Origin of the sequence: Streptosporangium sp. NPDC000509, from assembly GCF_042898365.1 — a bacterium.
Taxonomy (GTDB): Bacteria; Actinomycetota; Actinomycetes; order Streptosporangiales; family Streptosporangiaceae; genus Streptosporangium.
Window position 1 is genome coordinate 544057 of record NZ_JBIAYX010000001.1, and the last position, 16975, is coordinate 561031.

Below are 16975 nucleotides of genomic sequence, written 5' to 3' on the forward strand. Positions count from 1 at the left end.
GATCTTCCATCCGCCCAAGAGGGGAGGACCTGTCGATCGAGGGTCAGGACGGCGCGAGCGCCCGGCTGACCTCGACCCAGCGGTCGAGGGTCTCGGCGGCGGCGCCGGAGTCGACGGCCCGCGTCGCGCGCTGGTAGCCCGCGGCCATCGCGGCGTTCAGGTCGTCACCGGCGCCCGCCCCCTCGCCCGCGCCGTCGAGGGCGACCAGCGCGGCGGCGGCGTTCAGCAGCACCGCGTCACGGACCGGTCCCGTCTTGCCGCCGACCAGGTCGCGGACGGCCTGGGCGTTGAACTCCACGTCCCCCCCGCGCAGCGCGTCGGGCGCCGCCCTGGGGATGTCGAGGGCGGCCGGGTCGAAGACCACCTTCTCCATCACGCCCTGGCGCACCACCCAGACCGTGGAGGTCGTCGCGATGGTGAGCTCGTCCAGCCCGTCGTCACCCCTGAAGACCAGGGCGGAGACTCCGCGCTCGGCGAAGACGCCCGCGACGACGGGGAGCATGCCCTCGTCGAAGATGCCGATCGCCTGGGCCGCGGGCCTGGCCGGGTTGGTCAGCGGGCCGAGGAAGTTGAAGACCGTGGGGATGCCGAGCTCCTTGCGCGGCGGGCCCGCGAAGCGCAGCGCCGGGTGGTAGACCGGCGCGAAGCAGAAGGCGATCCCGGCCTCCACGGCGACCCTCGCGGTGTCGGCCGGGGCGAGGTCGAGCACGATCCCGAGGTGTTCCAGGACGTCGGCGGCGCCGCAGGAGGAGGAGGCGGCCCGGTTGCCGTGCTTGACGACCCTCGCCCCCGCCGCGGCGGCCACGATCGCGGCCATGGTCGAGACGTTGACGGTGTGTGCCCGGTCGCCGCCGGTGCCGACCACGTCGACGACGGGACCGGCGACCGAGAGCGGGGTGGCCCGCTCCAGCATCGTGCGCGCCAGGCCGGTCACCTCCGCGACCGTCTCGCCCTTCGCCCTCAGCGCCACCGCGAAGCCCGCGATCTGGGCGGGTGTGGCGGAGCCCGACATGATCTGGTTCATCGCCCAGGCGGTCTCGTCGGCCGTCAGGTGCTCGCCCGCGAGCAGGGCGGACAACAGCGCGGGCCAGGTGGTGCGCGCGTCCATCAGAGGTCTCTCCAGGGGGGTTCCGAGGGGCTAGCGGGCGGACAGGCGGGTGGAGGAGCGGCGGCGCATCAGGTCGGCGACGGTCTCGGCGAGGACGACCGGGTCGATCGGCTGCGGCACGACGGCCTCGGCGCGCGACCACTCGGCGAGCCAGCGGTCGTCGCGGCGGGCGATCAGCAGGCAGATCGGCGGGCAGTCGTGGACCTCGTCCTTGGCCTGGCGGGCCACGCCCATGCCCCCGGCCGGCTGGGCCTCGGCGTCGAGCACTGCGACGTCGATCTCCCCGGAGTCGAAGTGCTGGACGACCTTGGCGTGGGTGGCGCACTCCACGATCTCCACGAGGGGCACGTCTCCGGCGGGGCGGCGGCCGATCGCCTGCCGCACCTTCTCGCGGGTGCTCGCGTCGTCGCTGTAGACGAGAACCCTCATCTTGTCGTCGGTGCTCACGGTCGCGCTCACTATCCCTCGTCGATGTATGGTCACCTGGGATGCTACCGGTCGGCCGCTCCGGAGACCCAGGCCGGAGCCAGCGCCGAGAAAATTGCCCTATACGTCCACTTTGAGGGGGCGTATGCACCCCCTAACGGGGGGTCGTGCGGCGACCCGAGCAGGAGAGCCGCAATAATGCTGCCCGTGGCGACAGCATCCGCAATTTCAACGACGACGACAGCACACTCGTCCCGCCGGCCCGATCTGGTCAGCGTCGGGACGATCGTCTGGCTGTCCTCCGAGCTCATGTTCTTCGCGGCGCTGTTCGCGATGTACTTCACCATCCGGTCGGTGAGCATCGGCCAGGGACTGCCCTGGCCCGAGGCCCACCTGAACATCCCGTTCGCCCTGGGCAACACGATCATCCTGGTCCTGTCCAGTGTGACCTGCCAGCTGGGCGTGTGGGCGGCCGAGAAGGGCCAGGTCGCCAAGCTGCGCTTCTGGTACATCGTCAGCTTCGTGCTGGGCTCCGTGTTCGTGGCCGGCCAGCTGTACGAGTACAGCGAGCTGGTCCACGAGGGGCACACGCTGTCGCACTCCGCGTACGACTCCGTGTTCTACCTCACCACCGGCTTCCACGGCCTGCACGTGACGGGTGGACTGATCGCGTTCCTGTTCATGCTGGGACGCACGTACGCCGCGAAGCGCTTCACCCGTGAGCAGGCGACCAGCGCGATCGTCGTGTCCTACTACTGGCACTTCGTCGATGTGGTCTGGATCGGACTTTTCGTAACCATCTATGGCATTCACTAAGGAATCGGGGATCTCTGTGAATAGGATCACCGCTGGGCGGCGGCATCCCCTCGCGAGATACGCCGTCCTGCTCCTGGCCCTGGGCCTGATAGGCGGTGTCTACACCGTCGTGCTCTCGATCTCTCCGAGCCGGCAGGCCGACGCCGCCATCGCTTCCGGCAGGGCCGACGACGTGGCGGAGGGCAAGAAGCTCTTCGAGCAGAGCTGCTCCAGCTGCCACGGTCTCAACGCCGAGGGCACCGCCCAGGGTCCGACCCTGATCGGCGTCGGCGCCGCCTCCGTGGACTTCCAGGTCAGCAGCGGCCGCATGCCCCTGGCCAACCCCGGCGCGCAGGCACCGCGCAAGCCCCCGGCGCCCTGGGTCAACGAGGACACCGTCCGGCAGCTCGCCGCCTACGTGCAGTCACTCGGCGGTGGCCCGACCATCCCGACCGACGAGCAGGTCGACGCCTCCAAGGGCGACAAGGCCAGGGGTGGCGAGCTGTTTCGCGCGAACTGCATCCAGTGCCACAACTTCGTCGGCTCCGGCGGCGCCCTGACCCAGGGCAAGTACGCACCGCCGCTGCACGAGGCCACCGAGAGGCAGATCTACGAGGCGATGATCACCGGTCCGCAGGCGATGCCGGTGTTCAACGACAGCATCATCACCCCCGAGCAGAAGCGGGACATGATCGCCTACATCGTGGGCGTGCGTGAGGAGCCCAACCCGGGTGGCGCCGGTCTCGGCCGCATCGGCCCGGTCACGGAGGGTCTGGTGGCCTGGATCGTCGGCCTCAGCCTCCTCTCCCTGGCCGCCATCTGGATCACCGCGAAGAGGCGACAGGCCAAATGACTGACAACAATCACGACATCGAGCAGCCGGAGGAGCGCGCGCCCAAGCGCGTGATCGGCACCCCCTCCCCGGCGGCGAGCACCTCCCTTCTCGGCCATGAGGAGCCGAGGAGGGCTGAGTCCGTCCAGGTTCCCGGTGTGACCCCGCAGGACGAGGCGACCGCGAAGAAGGGCGAGCGATACGCCGCCCTGTGCTTCCTCGTCGCCTTCCTGGGCGGCATCGGCTTCGTGGTGTCGTACGTGGTCTTCCAGGTCGGCGACCTCGAGACCACGCAGGTCTCCAACCTCGCGCTGGGCGCCTCGCTCACGCTCGCGCTGCTCGGGCTGGCCGCGGGCATGACGACCTGGGCCCGCATGGTCATGCCCAAGTACAACCTGATCCAGGAGCGCCACCCGATGGCCTCCGACTCCGGGACCAGGTCCTACGTGGGCACGACCTTCGTGCAGGGCGCGAACGAGAGCGGCATCCTCAAGCGCCCGCTGCTGCGCCGCACCCTGCTGCTCGCCGCCGCCCCCCTCGGTCTCGCCCCGCTGGTCCTGCTGCGCGACCTCGGCCCGAGCTACTCGGACTTCCCCGCCAAGCTCCGGCACACCGTCTGGGGAGAGAAGACCAAGGACGGCAAGCAGCGCAAGCTCATCGTCGAGGGAAGCGGCTCCCCCATCAGGGCCGCCGACTTCAACTCCCCGGGCGGCATCCTCTCCGTGGTGCCCGAGGGATACGAGCACGACCTGAACGCGCTGGCCAAGGCCACACTGATCCTGATCAAGTTCCGTCCCGAGGAGCTCAAATCAGGCACTAACCTGAACTGGACACACGACGGGATCGTGGCGTACTCCAAGATCTGCACGCACGTCGGCTGCCCCGCGGCCCTGTACGAGCAGACCACCCACCACATCCTGTGCCCGTGTCACCAGTCGACCTTCGACGCCGCCGACGGCGCCAAGGTCATCTTCGGCCCGGCCGCCCGGCCCCTGCCTCAGCTGCCGATCGCCGTCGATAATGAGGGATACCTCGTCGCAACGGCGGACTTCCCGGTCCCCGTCGGCCCCAGCTTCTGGGAGCGCGGCGACGCCGAGGCCGAGGTCCGTGAGAACGGAGCCCAACAGTAATGAGCATGGAGACCGTTCCCAAGCCCATCGAGGGCGCGAGCACCTACGTCGACGACCGTATCGGCGCGGGAAACTTCCTCCGGCGCAACCTCCGGAAGATCTTCCCCGACCACTGGTCGTTCCTGCTGGGTGAGATCGCCCTCTACTCGTTCATCGTCGTGCTGCTGACCGGCACGTTCCTGACGTTCTTCTTCAAGCCCGGCATGGGCCACGTCGAGTACACCGGGTCCTACGGTCCTCTGCAGGGCGTCGTCATGTCCGAGGCGTACGCCTCGGCGCTGAGCATCAGCTTCGACGTGCGCGGCGGTCTGCTGATGCGGCAGATGCACCACTGGGCGGCTCTGCTGTTCATCGCCGGCATGATGGTCCACATGCTGCGGGTGTTCTTCACCGGCGCCTACCGCAAGCCCCGTGAGTTCAACTGGCTGATCGGCGTGCTGCTGCTGACGCTGGCGCTGCTCGCGGGCCTGACCGGTTACTCCCTCCCCGACGACCTGCTCTCCGGCGCCGGTCTGCGGATCACCGAGGGTGTGGCGATCTCGCTGCCGCTGATCGGCACCTGGCTCACGTTCTTCCTCTTCGGCGGCGAGTATCCGGGCGAGGACGTCATCGCCCGCTTCTACTCGATCCACATCCTGCTCATCCCGGCCATCCTGCTGGCGCTCATCTCGGCCCACATGATCCTGATGTGGGTCCAGAAGCACACGCAGATGCCGGGCAAGGGCCGCACCAACGAGAACGTGGTGGGCGCGCCGTTCTACCCGGCCTTCATGATCAAGGCCGGCGCCTACTTCATGTTCACCTTCGGGGTCATCGCGCTGCTGGGCACCTTCGCCCAGATCAACCCGATCTGGCTGTACGGTCCCTACACCCCCGCCGACATCTCGGCGGGCTCGCAGCCCGACTTCTACATGGGCTTCCTCGAAGGCTCGCTGCGCCTCATGCCCGCCTGGGAGCTCAACCTCTTCGGCACCGGGGGCGGCACGATCGCGATGAGCGTGCTCATCCCGGCCCTGGTGCCGATGGGCATCGTGATGACGGGCCTGGCGCTGTATCCGTTCATCGAGCAGTGGGTCACCGGGGACCGCCGCGAGCACCACGTCGTGGAGCGTCCCCGCAACAACCCGCACCGCACCGCGATCGGCATGTCGGCGGTCACGTTCTACGGCGTGCTGTGGCTGCTGGGCGCCAACGACGAAATCTCCGCGTTCTTCCACATCTCGCTGAACTGGACGACCTACGCGGGCCGGTTCCTGGTCATCGCGGGTCCCGTGATCGCCTACATCGTCACCTACCGGATCTGCCTCGGCCTGCAGCGCAGCGACGCGGCGATCATCGGCCACGGTGTCGAGTCCGGTGTGATCAAGCGGCTGCCCCACGGCGAGTACATCGAGGTCCACGTACCGCCGCACGAGGCGATCGAGGCCCACATGCGGGGCAAGGAGGCGGTCCCGATCGTCTCCGGAGACGGCGCGGGTCCGAAGGGTCGCGACGACATCCCCTCCAAGGGGATGCGCGGCCCGCTCGGCCGGCTCCGCGCCAAGATGAGCGCGGCGTACGGCGGCGAGAAGATCCCGCTGGACGACGGCCACGGCCACGGCGAGGGTCACGGCGCCATCGGCGACGGGAGCCACGAGGAGCACGCGACGGTCGGCAAGAGCGGCGAGGACAAGTCCCTGACCCGCTGATCCGTCACGGCCTGCGCCACCGGCCACCCGAGGGGCCCGGACACCACACGGTGTCCGGGCCCCTTGTCGTTCGGGGTCGTTCGCGAGGTCGCTCGCGGGTCGTTCACGGGATGATGTCCACGAACCGCCGGCCCCTCTCGGCACCACGAAGGCGATGCCGGTGAGCCGCCGGGAGCACCGAGGCCGCGCGGGCTCACGCGGCGGCACCCGTCACGGCGCGGGAGGGCGTCTCCGCGCCGCCGGGAGCACGGCGACACCTCGGACGGAGACATCTGAGCTGCCATGATGCCCCCGGAAGGCCCTCAGAGGGCTTCTCGGGGGCTTTCGTGTACCAGACCGGGAGTCGGGGGCGCCCAAGCCGCGTCTCCCGCCCTCGGCGGATTTCAGGGCGCCGCGGCCGGTGGCCGTCCCCGCCCCGAGGCGCTCAACCGCGTCCTCGCACCGGGGCCGTCAGACGTCGTCGGTGGTGAAGTGCTTGAGGCTGCTCCACTTGAGCCATTCCTTCCAGCTCTCCTGCCAGTGGCCCCACCCGTTGGTGGGCTCCAGGACGCGGGGCGAGCCGGTGATGATGATCGGGTCCCCGATCAGGGTGTTGTCGAGGAACCACTTGGCGTTGCTCGGGCTGACGTTGACGCATCCGTGGCTGACGTTGGAGTTGCCCTGGGAGCCGACCGACCACGGGGCGCTGTGGATGTACTCGCCGCTGTTGGAGATGCGGACGGTGTCGTAGACGGTCAGCTGGTAGTAGCCGGGGGAACCGGGACCGATGCCCGGGGAGGTCATCACGGTGACGTTCTCCCTGGACATGGCGAGATGCACCCCGCTGGTCGTGTGGTACTTCCAGTCGCCGCCCTGCCCGGCGCTCATCGGCATCTCGCGGACGACCTTGCCGTTGCGTTTCACCGTGAGGTTGTGCGACTGGATGGTGCCCCGGGTGATCTGCGAGCGGCCGATCTTGAAGTTGACGACCTTGTTCGCGGCCCCGTACAGGCCGTCGCCGCCGCGCACCCCCGCGAGGCGGGCCTCGACCCTGACCTTGGTGCCCGAGGGCCAGAAGTTCTTCGGGCGGAAGTGCACGTTCCGGTTGTCGAACCAGTGCCACGCGCCCAGGACCGGCCTGGAGGTGCGGACGAGAAGGTTGCGCTCGATGGAGACGCGGTCGGTGACGTCCCGGTCGAAGGTGATCATCACCGGCATGCCGACGCCGACGGTGAGGCCGGTCGAGTCCCTGCCCGGCATGAAGCTCTCGATCGTGAAGGTCTCGTTCCCCTTCACCGTGGAGAAGGTGGAGGTCTTGGTGGTGACGGCGCCCTCCGGGTTGACGGCCGTCACGGAGACCTCGTAGGAGGCTCCAGGAGCCGCCAGGCCGCTGCTGCGCCACTGTGTGCCGTCGGCGCTGAGAACGCCCGGCAGGGAGCCCTTGGCGCCCTTCACGGCCTTCACGGCGACCTGCTTGAGGGTGCCCCCCTGCGCCGCGACCAGGACGGGCGTGTCCGTGGCGACCCCCGTGGCCCTGTCGAGGGGGGCCACGGTGACGGCCGCGGCCGCGGCGGCCGGGTTCTGTGACGCCTGCGGCGCCTTCTCGCCCTGTACGGCGGTGTTTCCCGAGCAGGAGGCCGTCACCAGTGCGAGGGCAAGCAGTCCCGCTCCCTGGCTCCGACCACGGATCGCGTGCCCCACATGAACTCCCCTGTCCCGGACTGAACCACTGAGTCAGTTATTACCCGGAGTAAGCGGTTCGCCACATAAGACGACCGCCTGGAGCGTCCAATAAACGCCAAAAAGCGGGCCACGGAAGTTTTTCCGTGGCCCGCCCGGTTTGTGGTGAGAAGCGCGGGGTCAGTGCGAGAAGTTGCCCCGGTAGTACTCGAAGACGAAACCGATCATGCTCATCACGATCGCGAAGACGCCGATCAGGAACAGCCACCAGCCGATGACCAGGCCGACCCCACTGAGCGCGACGGCGAGGCAGACGAAGAGCGGCCACCAGCTGTGCGGGCTGAAGAAGCCGAGCTCCCCCGCGCCGTCGCTGATCTCGCCCTGCTTGTCGTCCTCCGGCTGGTCGCCGATGCGGCGGGCCGTGTACATGAGGTAGTAACCGATCATGAACGCGAAGCCCACCGAGATGGCCATCGCGGTCGTGCCGACCGGCTCCTTCGACCAGTACCAGTAGACGACGTCCACGGCGGCGAAGAAGACGCCGCAGAGGATGAACAGCCAGCCCTGGACCTTCATCGGTTCTCCTCCAGCTCACGGGCCGGGATGTGCGGGTGCTTGAGGTCGAACGCCGGGCGCTCGGACCGGATGCGGGGCAGCGAGGTGAAGTTGTGCCTCGGCGGCGGGCAGGACGTCGCCCATTCGAGGGAGTTGCCGTAACCCCACGGGTCGTCCACGGTGACCTTCGGCGCGGTCTTGTGGGTCTTCCACACGTTGTACAGGAACGGCAGCGTGGAGGCGCCCAGCAGGAACGCGCCCACCGACGAGATCATGTTGAGATCGGTGAACCCGTCGATCGGGCTGTAGTCGGCGTAGCGGCGCGGGAAGCCCTGCGCGCCGAGCCAGTGCTGCACCAGGAAGGTGGTGTGGAAACCGATGAACAGCGTCCAGAAGTGGATCTTGCCCATCGTGTCGTTCAGCATCTTGCCGGTGAACTTGGGCCACCAGAAGTAGAAGCCCGCGAACATCGCGAACACCACGGTGCCGAAGACCACGTAGTGGAAGTGCGCGACCACGAAGTAGGAGTCGGAGACCTGGAAGTCCAGCGGCGGGGAGGCGAGGATGACGCCGGTCAGGCCACCGAACAGGAACGTCACCAGGAAGCCGATCGAGAACAGCATCGGTGACTCGAACGACAGATGGCCGCGCCACATGGTGCCGATCCAGTTGAAGAACTTCACCCCGGTGGGCACCGCGATGAGGAACGTCATGAAGGAGAAGAACGGCAGCAGCACCTGTCCGGTGGGGAACATGTGGTGCGCCCACACGGTGATCGACAGACCCGCGATCGCGATCGTCGCGCCGACCAGGCCGATGTAGCCGAACAGCGGCTTGCGGCTGAAGACCGGCAGGATCTCGGTCACGATGCCGAAGAAGGGCAACGCGATGATGTAGACCTCAGGATGCCCGAAGAACCAGAACAGGTGCTGCCAGAGCAGCGCGCCGCCGGTCTCGGGGGCGAAGATGTGCGTGCCGAGCTTGCGGTCGGCCTCCAGCGCGAGCAGCGCGGCGGCCAGCACCGGGAAGGCCATCAGCACCAGGATCGAGGTGAGCAGGACGTTCCAGGTGAACATCGGCAGGCGGAACATCGTCATGCCGGGCGCGCGCATGCAGATGATCGTGGTGATGAAGTTCACCGAGCCGAGGATCGTGCCCAGACCGCTGATGGTGAGGCCCACGATCCACAGGTCGCCGCCGATCCCGGGCGAGCTGATCGCGTTCGACAGCGGGGTGTAGGCGAACCAGCCGAAGCTCGCCGCGCCGCCCGGGGTGATGAAGCCCGACAGGGCGATGAGGCTGCCGAAGGTGAAGAGCCAGTAGCTGACCATGTTCAGCCGCGGGAACGCGACGTCGGGGGCGCCGATCTGCAGCGGCATGAGCTCGTTGGCGAAGCCCGCGAACAGCGGGGTCGCGAACATCAGCAGCATGATCGTGCCGTGCATGGTGAACAGCTGGTTGAACTGCTCGTTGCTGGTGAACTGCAGACCGGGCTGCGCCAGCTCCGCCCTCATGATCAGCGCCATCACGCCGCCGATCAGGAAGAAGATGAACGAGCTGATCAGGTAGAGGTGTCCGATGATCTTGTGATCGGTGGACGACGCCCACTTCGTGATGATCGAGCCCTTACGGGTCGGCGGCACCGGGGAGTGGACGAGGGGTTCGTTAAGTGCGGTCACTGGGCACCCGCCTGGCTAGCGATGTACTGGTCGAACTCATCCGGGGTGACGAGTTTCACCGAGAAGAGCATCCGGCTGTGGTCGACGCCGCAGAGCTCGGCGCAGCGCCCGGCGTGGACGGTGCCGGGCTTGTCCAGGGTGTCGACCTCGAACTTGTTGTTCACCCCGGGGATCACGTCGAGCTTGAAGTGGAACGCCGGGACCCAGAAGGAGTGGATGACGTCCGGCGAGTGCAGGTCGAACCTCACCTTCCTGCCGGCCGGCAGCACCAGCTGCGGCCCCTTGGTGTAGTCGGAGGCGGGCTGGCCGACCACCTGGGCGGTCTTGCCGTTGTACTCCGTGGTGAAACGCCAGCTCCACTGGAAGCCCTCGACCTTGACCGTCACGTCGGGCTTCTCGGACATGCTGGTGATGTAGTTCTGGTCGCGCGCGGTGAAGAAGAAGAAGACGCCGACCATGATGATCGGCACCACCGTGTAGAGGATCTCGATCGGGAGGTTGTACCGCACCTGAGGCGGCAACTCGTCCTTGGAGTTCTTCTTCTTACGGTGGAAGGCGACGGACCACAGGATCAGGCCCCACACGACCACACCGGTGGCGAGGGCGGCGATCCACGATCCGTTCCACAGACTCTGGACGGCTTCGGACTGCTTGGTGACGCCCTCGGGCAAGCCGGCTCGGGACCAGTCTTCGGCACTGCACGCCGTCAGGGAAACCAGCAGCAGTGCCAGAGCGGCAGCGCGCGGCACCCGGCGGCGGGCCAACGGACGCCGTGCAGAACGGCGGGTCGGACTCACGGATCGCCTACCCCACAGATGAAGCCCAGGAGTCGCTCCTGGGCGGTCGTTTGTTCACGTTCAAGATTTCGTAGTTCACAGCTTCACGCTGGGGGACACATTAGCGCGGACCACCCTCGCCCTCCCCCGCAGCCCCCGTGCGCACCGCGCGTGGTGCGACGATTGAGAGGTGGCGTACTTCGACGCGGCCTCCACGGAGCCGCTGCACCCCCAGGCTCGCGAGGCTCTGATCGCGGCCCTCGACGTCGGCTGGGCCGACCCCGCGAGACTGTACGGTGCCGCCCGCCGGGCAAGGATGTTACTGGAACAGGCGCGTGTCGAGGTGGCCGAGGCGCTGGGCGCCAGGCCCGACGAGGTCTCCTTCACCACCTCCGGCACCCAGGCGGTGCACCTGGGCGTCCTCGGCACCCTGCACGGACGCCGCAGGACGGGCCGCCGCCTGGTCACCTCGGCCGTGGAGCACTCCAGCGTGCTGCACGCGGCGGGCGTCCACGAGCGCGACGGCGGCTCGGTCGAGACGGTCGGCGTCGACATCACCGGCGCGGTCGACCCCGGCGCCTTCGGCGAGGCGGTCCGCGCCGAGGGCACGGCGCTGGCCTGCCTGCAGAGCGCCAACCACGAGGTCGGCACGCTCCAGCCGGTCGCCGAGGCGGCGGCGGCGTGCGCGGAGGCGGGGGTGCCCCTGCTGGTGGACGCTTCCCAGACGGTGGGCAGGATGCCGCCGCCCCCCGGCTGGTCGGTGCTCGCCGCCGGCGCGCACAAGTGGGGCGGGCCCGCCGGGGTCGGCGTGCTGGTGGTCCGCAAGGGCACCCGGTGGCGCACCCCCCTGCCCGAGGACGACCGCGAGCGCCGCCGGGTCCCCGGGTTCGAGAACGTCCCCGCGATCGTCGCCGCGGCCGCCGCGCTGCGCGCCATGGTGGCCGAGTCGGCCGTGGAGTCGGCCAGGCTCTCGGCGCTGGTGGATCGCGTCAGGGCCGAGGTGCCCCGGCTCGTCCCCGACGTCGAGGTCATCGGTGATCCGGTCGCTCGGGCACCGCATATCGTCACCTTTTCGTGTCTTTACGTGGAAGGTGAGGCATTGCTCACCGAGCTGGACAAGGCCGGGTTCTCGGTGTCGTCCGGCAGTTCCTGCACGGCGAGTACGCTTCGTCCGTCGCATGTTTTGGAGGCCATGGGCGTGCTCACGCACGGGAACGTCCGCGTTTCGCTGCCCCGGGGCACCTTGACGGCGGATGTCGACCGCTTCCTCTCCGTCCTGCCGGGCATGGTGCGCAGGATCCGCGAGGAGGCGGGGGTCAAGCTTTGATCAACATTCGGGGAGTGAAGACGCGATGACCTCCAGCCAGGCCACCCCGGCGGGATCGGCGCAGCCGGTAGCCCTCACGATCGACGCGCTGGGCAAGAAGTGCCCGATCCCGATCATCATGCTCGCGGCCCAGATCAACGACGTGCCGCGCGAGGGGATCGTCGCGGTCCTCGCCGACGACCCGGCCGCCTTCACCGACATCCCGGCCTGGTGCCGGTTGAAATCGCACCACCACGTGGGCAGCCACGAACGCCCCGAGGGCGGCTGGGCCATCCACGTGCGCCGCAATTACTGACATGTCCCGAAATTGGGTATGACCCTCCCGGAAACACGCCCAAACAGTTCGGGGGGACGACATGAGTGGTGAGACGGCGAGAGACCTGATGCACACCGGGGTCAGGTGCGTCGAGGCACACGAGACACTCGACCGGGCGGCGCAGATGATGCGGGACATGAACGTGGGCGCCCTGCCCATCTGCGGCAGCGACGACCGGCTGAAGGGGATCATCACCGACCGCGACATCGTGGTCAAGTGCGTGGCGCACGGCCTCGACCCCTCCACGACGACCGCGGAAGACCTCGCCACCGGCCTGGTCTGGGTGTCGTCGGACGCGAGCGTCGAGGAGGCGCTCGCCAAGATGGAGGAGAACCAGATCCGGAGGCTGCCGGTGATCGAGGACGGCCGCATCGTCGGCATGATCACCGAGGCCGATCTGGCGAGGAAGCTGCCCGACGACAAGATGGCCGAGTTCGTGCATCGCGTCTACGCGAATCTCTGACACCCGGCACCCGGCCGGCACCAGACCGGCACAGGTGCCTGACGGTGGCCGCCGTACCGGCGGCACCGGCCGGGGCCACCGCCGGGCGACGGCCCGGCGGTGCTCCGATCGGCGGCTCGAACACGGTGCCCGGGAAAGACATGGGTCCGAAGAGACGCCGTGGCGCAACGGCTCAGCCGAGGCGTCGCGGCCGTGATGGCTCAGGGATGACCGTCACGGCCGTGGCGACTCGGGAGGAGCGTCACAGGCCCGGTGGCTCAGGCCTGGTGGTCAGGCGCGGCGGCTCAGGCGCGGTGGCTCAGGCGTGGTGGCACTTCACGAAGGCGGCCACCTCGGCCGCGGCGTCGGCACCGTAGGCGTCGGCGAGGCGCTCCAGGAAGACCTTCTGGCCGAGCTCGTACTCCTGGCCGCCGACACGCTCCAGGACGTGGGTGGCGGTGAGGTTGCCGACCTGGCCGCAACGCTCCAGGGACAGCCCCCAGGCCAGGGCGGCGAGGAAGCCGGAACGGAAGGCGTCGCCCACGCCGGTGGGGTCGACCTTGCCGAGCTCGGGCGCCGAGGGGACGTGCAGGGACGGCTCGCCCTCGCGGTCGATGACGACGCCCTTGGGACCGAGCGTGGTGACGCGGACGCCGACCCGGCCGAGGATCTCCTCGTCGCTCCAGCCGGTCTTCTGCTCGATCATGCCCTTCTCGTAGTCGTTGCCGAACAGGTAGGCGGCGCCGTCGACCAGCTCACGGATCTGCTCCCCGGGCATACGGGCGAGCTGCTGGGAGGGATCGGCCGCGAACGGGATCGCGCGCTGGCGCGCCTCGGCGGTGTGCCTGAGCATCGCCTCGGGGTCGTTGGGGCTGATCAGCACCAGGTCCAGGCCACCGATCCGCTGGGCCACCGGACCGAGCTCGATGAGGCGGGCCTCGGCCATCGCGCCGGTGTAGAACGAGGCGATCTGGTTGTGATCCTCGTCGGTCGTACACAGGAAGCGCGCGGTGTGGTGCGTCTCGGAGACGTGGATGGAGTCGCAGTCGACGCCATGGCGCTCCAGCCAGGAGCGGTAGTCGGCGAAGTCGGAGCCGACCGCGCCGACCAGGACGGGCCTGAGGCCCAGGCAGCCCATTCCGAACGCGATGTTGGCCGCGCAGCCGCCGCGGCGGACCTGCAAGTCGTCCACGAGGAACGACAGGGAGACCCGGTGGAGCTGATCGGCGATGAGCTGGTCACTGAAGCGGCCGGGAAAGGTCATCAGTTGGTCGGTCGCGATTGAGCCGGTGACGGCGATGCGCACGGGGTTCTTCTCCTCGTTGTCAGCATCTCTGGAAACGCGGGCGGTTGGTCCACGCGGGAAGATGAGCCACGCAAGAATACGCGACCTTGCTCGCGTCCCGCTCGTGTCAGCGTGCTACCGCGGCCGCGCACGCGAAAGCCCCGCGAGGGTGACCGATGTCACCCCCGCGGGGCCGGGCGTTCTCGCTCGCCCGCCTCGCGGAGAACTCGCCTAGTTGAACGAGTCGCCGCAGGCGCACGAGCCGGTGGCGTTGGGGTTGTCGATCGTGAAGCCCTGCTTCTCGATCGTGTCGACGAAGTCGACGGTGGCGCCCACGAGGTAGGGGGCGCTCATCCGGTCGGTGACCACGCTCACGCCGTCGAAGTCGGAGACGACGTCGCCGTCCATCGAACGGTCGTCGAAGAAGAGCTGGTAGCGCAGGCCGGAACAGCCGCCGGGCTGCACGGCCACGCGCAGCTGGAGACCTTCCTCGCCCTGCTGCTCCAGCAGGCTCTTGACCTTCGCCGCGGCCGCGGAACTGAGGATCAGGCCCTGCGCCGTGGTCTCGCTGCTCTCAACCGACATGTTGGTGACTCCCGCGTCTGCGTCGGCCGCTCCCCGGGAACGGCTGTCTGTTTTTGACGTCCTTCTCAGACGCTACCAACACCCGTCCCCCGGCACACATTCCTCAGCCGCCAGAACCATCCACCTTTGGACAAAGACCCCTCCCCCGGAATAAAGCCCCAATCCTGTGTGTCATCATTAGTCGTCACTTAGACGATAAGGGGGTGTGGCCATGACGACCACCGAGACCGGGCTTCCGCTCTTCGTCCTCGGCAGGGGGGTCGACCCGCACAGCGAGCGCGGCGTCGACTGTCCCGGCGAGCTGCCGTCCGCTTCCGATCCGGCGCTCGTCGAGCGCGCCAGGAGGGCGAAGGCGGCACTCGGCGACAGGGTCTTCGTGCTGGGCCATCACTACCAGCGTGACGAGGTCATCCAGTTCGCCGACGTGACCGGCGACTCGTTCAAACTCGCGAAGGAGGCCGCGGCCCGGCCCGGCGCCGAGTACATCGTCTTCTGCGGTGTGCACTTCATGGCCGAATCCGCCGACATCCTCACCTCGGACTCCCAGAAGGTCGTGCTGCCCGACCTCGCGGCGGGATGCTCGATGGCCGACATGGCCACCTTCGACCAGGTCGAGGAGTGCTGGGAGGCCCTGGAGGACGCGGGGATCGCCGGGGTCACCGTCCCCGTCACCTACATGAACTCCAGCGCCGACATCAAGGCGTTCTGCGGGCGCAACGGCGGCGCCGTGTGCACCTCCTCCAACGCCAGGCGCGCCCTGGAGTGGGCCTTCTCCCGCGGGGAGAAGGTGCTCTTCCTCCCCGACCAGCACCTGGGCCGCAACACCGCGGTGCTGGAGATGGGCCTGTCGCTGGAGGACTGCGTCGTCTACAACCCGCACCGGCCGAACGGCGGCCTCACCGCCGAGCAACTCGAGAACGCCAAGATGATCCTGTGGAAGGGGCACTGCTCGGTGCACGGCCGCTTCAGCCCCGAGTGCGTGGACGACGTCCGCGCCCGCATCCCCGGCGTCAACGTGCTGGTCCACCCCGAGTGCAGGCACGAGGTGGTCACCAAGGCCGACCACGTCGGTTCGACCGAGTACATCATCAAGAAGATCGAGGAGGCTCCGGCCGGATCCTCCTGGGCGGTGGGCACCGAGCTGAACCTGGTCAAGCGGCTCGGCGCCATGTTCCCCGACAAGAACGTGACGTTCCTGGACCGGACGGTCTGCTACTGCTCGACGATGAACCGGATCGACCTTCCGCACCTGGTGTGGGCGCTGGAGTCGCTCGCCTCCGGTCAGGTCGTCAACCAGATCACCGTGGACGCCGACACCGCCCACTGGGCCGGGGTCGCCCTGGACCGGATGCTCGCCCTGCCCTGACCTCATGGCCAGGCCCCGGCCGGGGAAGGTCTCGATCCCTGATCCTGCCGGGCTCGGGGTCCCTGCGGCTCCACCCCGACCTCAGGGACCTCAGGGACCTCAGGGACCTCAAGTGGACGGGCCCCGGCGGGTGGTGACCCGCCGGGGCCCGTCGCGTGCCGGGGACCTGTCGCGTACCCGGGGTCGGGGGAGCACCGCGTGAGCGGGGCCTATTCGAGCTCGTAGACCACCCTGACGCTGACGGACACGTTCTTGGTGCCGGGGCTGATCGACGCCCTGTCGACAGCCGCGGCGAAGCCGACGAACGGCGTCGGCGGGGTGACGTTCTGCTCGGTGATCTCCATGACGCGGCCGAGCCCTCGGCCCGCGAGCCTGGCGTACTGCGTGGCACGGCTCTTCGCGTCCCTGAACGCGATATCGCGCGCCAGCCTGAGCGGCACCCGGTTGTCGGACACCTCGAAGGTGACACCGTTGAACCGGACCGCCTCTCCGGCGGCGGCCGCCGCGTCCACCACGTCGTCCGCCTTGTCAAGGTCGCGCACTATCGCCTCGATGCCCTGCGTGGCCCGGTATCCGGAGATCGTGGGGTAGTCCTTGTACTCGGGGGCGAGGGTGAGCTCGTCGGTCCGCAGGTCCTTCGGCGCGACCCCGGCCGCGAGCAGTGCCTGCGTCAGGTCGGCGGCGGCGGCACGGGCCGCGGTGAACGCCTCACCGGGGGTGGGACGGCGCGCCTCGACGCCGGTGTCCAGTCGCATGATGTCGGGGGTGGTGGACACGCTGCCCTCTCCCACGACCGTGATGTGAGGGCGGCCGCCCTCCACGGTCGCCACGGAGGAATCGGAATCCGCGAGCGCGGTGCCGCCGGACAGACCGGCGAAGAACAGTCCCGTGGTGACGAGCACCGCCGAGGTGATCGCCTGAGACATCCTGATCATGGAGTCATGACACCACGGGACCGTGATCGCGGCGGCGAGCCCCGCGCGCTCCCTGTCGTGTCTTGGCCGAA

General features: G+C 68.7%; 17 protein-coding genes. 8 read left to right on the top strand and 9 right to left on the bottom strand.

The features are described from left to right. Positions 1-43: 43 nt before the first annotated feature. Both trpD and ACFY3D_RS02145 read right to left on the bottom strand, forming a co-directional pair. Positions 44-1108: an anthranilate phosphoribosyltransferase gene (trpD, locus tag ACFY3D_RS02140; RefSeq protein WP_389973740.1), complete on the bottom strand. Its 1065-nt coding sequence runs from the start codon at positions 1106-1108 to the stop codon at positions 44-46. A 30-nt stretch (positions 1109-1138) separates the two neighbouring features. Further along, a complete protein-coding gene (locus ACFY3D_RS02145; RefSeq protein WP_350947507.1) occupies positions 1139-1537 on the bottom strand; it encodes a hypothetical protein in 399 nt (132 codons plus the stop codon). Positions 1538-1732: 195 nt separating this feature from the next. Here ACFY3D_RS02145 and ACFY3D_RS02150 point away from each other — a divergent pair, with 195 nt between their 5' ends. Genes ACFY3D_RS02150 through ACFY3D_RS02165 form a run of 4 tightly spaced genes read left to right on the top strand, consistent with a single transcriptional unit; the run spans position 1733 to position 5979 of the window. Next, positions 1733-2350: a heme-copper oxidase subunit III gene (locus ACFY3D_RS02150; protein WP_350947475.1), complete on the top strand. Its 618-nt coding sequence runs from the start codon at positions 1733-1735 to the stop codon at positions 2348-2350. A 16-nt stretch (positions 2351-2366) separates the two neighbouring features. Further along, complete coding sequence (locus ACFY3D_RS02155; protein ID WP_350947474.1) at positions 2367-3182, top strand: c-type cytochrome; 816 nt, start codon at positions 2367-2369, stop codon at positions 3180-3182. Then, entirely contained in the window at positions 3179-4291 is a 1113-nt protein-coding gene (locus ACFY3D_RS02160; protein WP_389973743.1) for a Rieske 2Fe-2S domain-containing protein, read from the top strand. Before ACFY3D_RS02155 ends, ACFY3D_RS02160 begins: the two co-directional genes overlap by 4 nt. Continuing rightward, positions 4291-5979 carry a cytochrome bc complex cytochrome b subunit gene (locus tag ACFY3D_RS02165; protein ID WP_389973746.1) on the top strand — a complete coding sequence of 563 codons (1689 nt, stop codon included), beginning with the start codon at positions 4291-4293 and terminating at the stop codon, positions 5977-5979. Before ACFY3D_RS02160 ends, ACFY3D_RS02165 begins: the two co-directional genes overlap by 1 nt. Positions 5980-6429: 450 nt before the next feature. Here the strand turns inward: ACFY3D_RS02165 and ACFY3D_RS02170 are convergent, their stop codons facing one another. The 4 genes from ACFY3D_RS02170 to coxB all read right to left on the bottom strand — a co-directional run bounded on the left by ACFY3D_RS02170 (position 6430) and on the right by coxB (position 10543). Then, the gene (locus ACFY3D_RS02170) at positions 6430-7659 is read right to left on the bottom strand and encodes an Ig-like domain-containing protein (RefSeq protein ID WP_362895697.1); all 1230 of its coding nucleotides are present in this window, start codon (positions 7657-7659) and stop codon (positions 6430-6432) included. 159 nt (positions 7660-7818) lie between these two features. Then, a complete protein-coding gene (locus ACFY3D_RS02175; RefSeq protein WP_350947470.1) occupies positions 7819-8214 on the bottom strand; it encodes a cytochrome c oxidase subunit 4 in 396 nt (131 codons plus the stop codon). Further along, complete coding sequence (ctaD, locus tag ACFY3D_RS02180; RefSeq protein WP_389973749.1) at positions 8211-9872, bottom strand: cytochrome c oxidase subunit I; 1662 nt, start codon at positions 9870-9872, stop codon at positions 8211-8213. The genes ACFY3D_RS02175 and ctaD overlap by 4 nt, the downstream gene beginning before the upstream one ends. Next, positions 9869-10543: a cytochrome c oxidase subunit II gene (coxB, locus tag ACFY3D_RS02185; protein WP_389973752.1), complete on the bottom strand. Its 675-nt coding sequence runs from the start codon at positions 10541-10543 to the stop codon at positions 9869-9871. The genes ctaD and coxB overlap by 4 nt, the downstream gene beginning before the upstream one ends. A gap of 295 nt (positions 10544-10838) precedes the next feature. Here coxB and ACFY3D_RS02190 point away from each other — a divergent pair, with 295 nt between their 5' ends. The 3 genes from ACFY3D_RS02190 to ACFY3D_RS02200 all read left to right on the top strand — a co-directional run bounded on the left by ACFY3D_RS02190 (position 10839) and on the right by ACFY3D_RS02200 (position 12754). Continuing rightward, positions 10839-11975: a cysteine desulfurase family protein gene (locus ACFY3D_RS02190; protein WP_389973755.1), complete on the top strand. Its 1137-nt coding sequence runs from the start codon at positions 10839-10841 to the stop codon at positions 11973-11975. Between the two features lie 25 nt (positions 11976-12000). After that, the gene (locus tag ACFY3D_RS02195) at positions 12001-12270 is read left to right on the top strand and encodes a sulfurtransferase TusA family protein (protein WP_389973758.1); all 270 of its coding nucleotides are present in this window, start codon (positions 12001-12003) and stop codon (positions 12268-12270) included. 61 nt (positions 12271-12331) lie between these two features. Further along, entirely contained in the window at positions 12332-12754 is a 423-nt protein-coding gene (locus ACFY3D_RS02200) for a CBS domain-containing protein (protein WP_362502106.1), read from the top strand. A gap of 298 nt (positions 12755-13052) precedes the next feature. Here the strand turns inward: ACFY3D_RS02200 and ACFY3D_RS02205 are convergent, their stop codons facing one another. Both ACFY3D_RS02205 and ACFY3D_RS02210 read right to left on the bottom strand, forming a co-directional pair. Further along, positions 13053-14039 (bottom strand): carbohydrate kinase family protein, encoded by a 987-nt coding sequence (locus ACFY3D_RS02205; RefSeq protein WP_350947465.1) that lies wholly within the window; start codon positions 14037-14039, stop codon positions 13053-13055. 210 nt (positions 14040-14249) lie between these two features. Beyond that, positions 14250-14603, bottom strand: coding sequence for an iron-sulfur cluster assembly accessory protein (locus ACFY3D_RS02210; protein ID WP_030910261.1), 354 nt, complete (start codon positions 14601-14603; stop codon positions 14250-14252). A gap of 211 nt (positions 14604-14814) precedes the next feature. On the opposite strand from ACFY3D_RS02210, the gene nadA reads away from it, so the two are divergent. Further along, positions 14815-15969 (top strand): quinolinate synthase NadA, encoded by a 1155-nt coding sequence (nadA, locus tag ACFY3D_RS02215; protein WP_389973761.1) that lies wholly within the window; start codon positions 14815-14817, stop codon positions 15967-15969. Between the two features lie 209 nt (positions 15970-16178). On the opposite strand, the gene ACFY3D_RS02220 is transcribed toward nadA, so the two are convergent. Next, positions 16179-16904: an SIMPL domain-containing protein gene (locus ACFY3D_RS02220; RefSeq protein WP_389973764.1), complete on the bottom strand. Its 726-nt coding sequence runs from the start codon at positions 16902-16904 to the stop codon at positions 16179-16181. Between the last annotated feature and the right edge of the window lie 71 nt (positions 16905-16975).

Bases quoted from the DNA above. Each gene is read 5' to 3' on its own strand.
- trpD (WP_389973740.1), bottom strand. From the start codon at position 1,108: ATGGACGCGCGCACCACCTGGCCCGCGCTGTTGTCCGCCCTGCTCGCG.
- ACFY3D_RS02150 (WP_350947475.1), top strand. From the start codon at position 1,733: ATGCTGCCCGTGGCGACAGCATCCGCAATTTCAACGACGACGACAGCA.
- ACFY3D_RS02165 (WP_389973746.1), top strand. From the start codon at position 4,291: ATGAGCATGGAGACCGTTCCCAAGCCCATCGAGGGCGCGAGCACCTAC.
- ACFY3D_RS02145 (WP_350947507.1), bottom strand. From the start codon at position 1,537: ATGAGGGTTCTCGTCTACAGCGACGACGCGAGCACCCGCGAGAAGGTG.
- nadA (WP_389973761.1), top strand. From the start codon at position 14,815: ATGACGACCACCGAGACCGGGCTTCCGCTCTTCGTCCTCGGCAGGGGG.
- ACFY3D_RS02195 (WP_389973758.1), top strand. From the start codon at position 12,001: ATGACCTCCAGCCAGGCCACCCCGGCGGGATCGGCGCAGCCGGTAGCC.
- ACFY3D_RS02220 (WP_389973764.1), bottom strand. From the start codon at position 16,904: ATGATCAGGATGTCTCAGGCGATCACCTCGGCGGTGCTCGTCACCACG.
- ACFY3D_RS02200 (WP_362502106.1), top strand. From the start codon at position 12,332: ATGAGTGGTGAGACGGCGAGAGACCTGATGCACACCGGGGTCAGGTGC.
- ACFY3D_RS02175 (WP_350947470.1), bottom strand. From the start codon at position 8,214: ATGAAGGTCCAGGGCTGGCTGTTCATCCTCTGCGGCGTCTTCTTCGCC.
- ACFY3D_RS02210 (WP_030910261.1), bottom strand. From the start codon at position 14,603: ATGTCGGTTGAGAGCAGCGAGACCACGGCGCAGGGCCTGATCCTCAGT.
- ACFY3D_RS02160 (WP_389973743.1), top strand. From the start codon at position 3,179: ATGACTGACAACAATCACGACATCGAGCAGCCGGAGGAGCGCGCGCCC.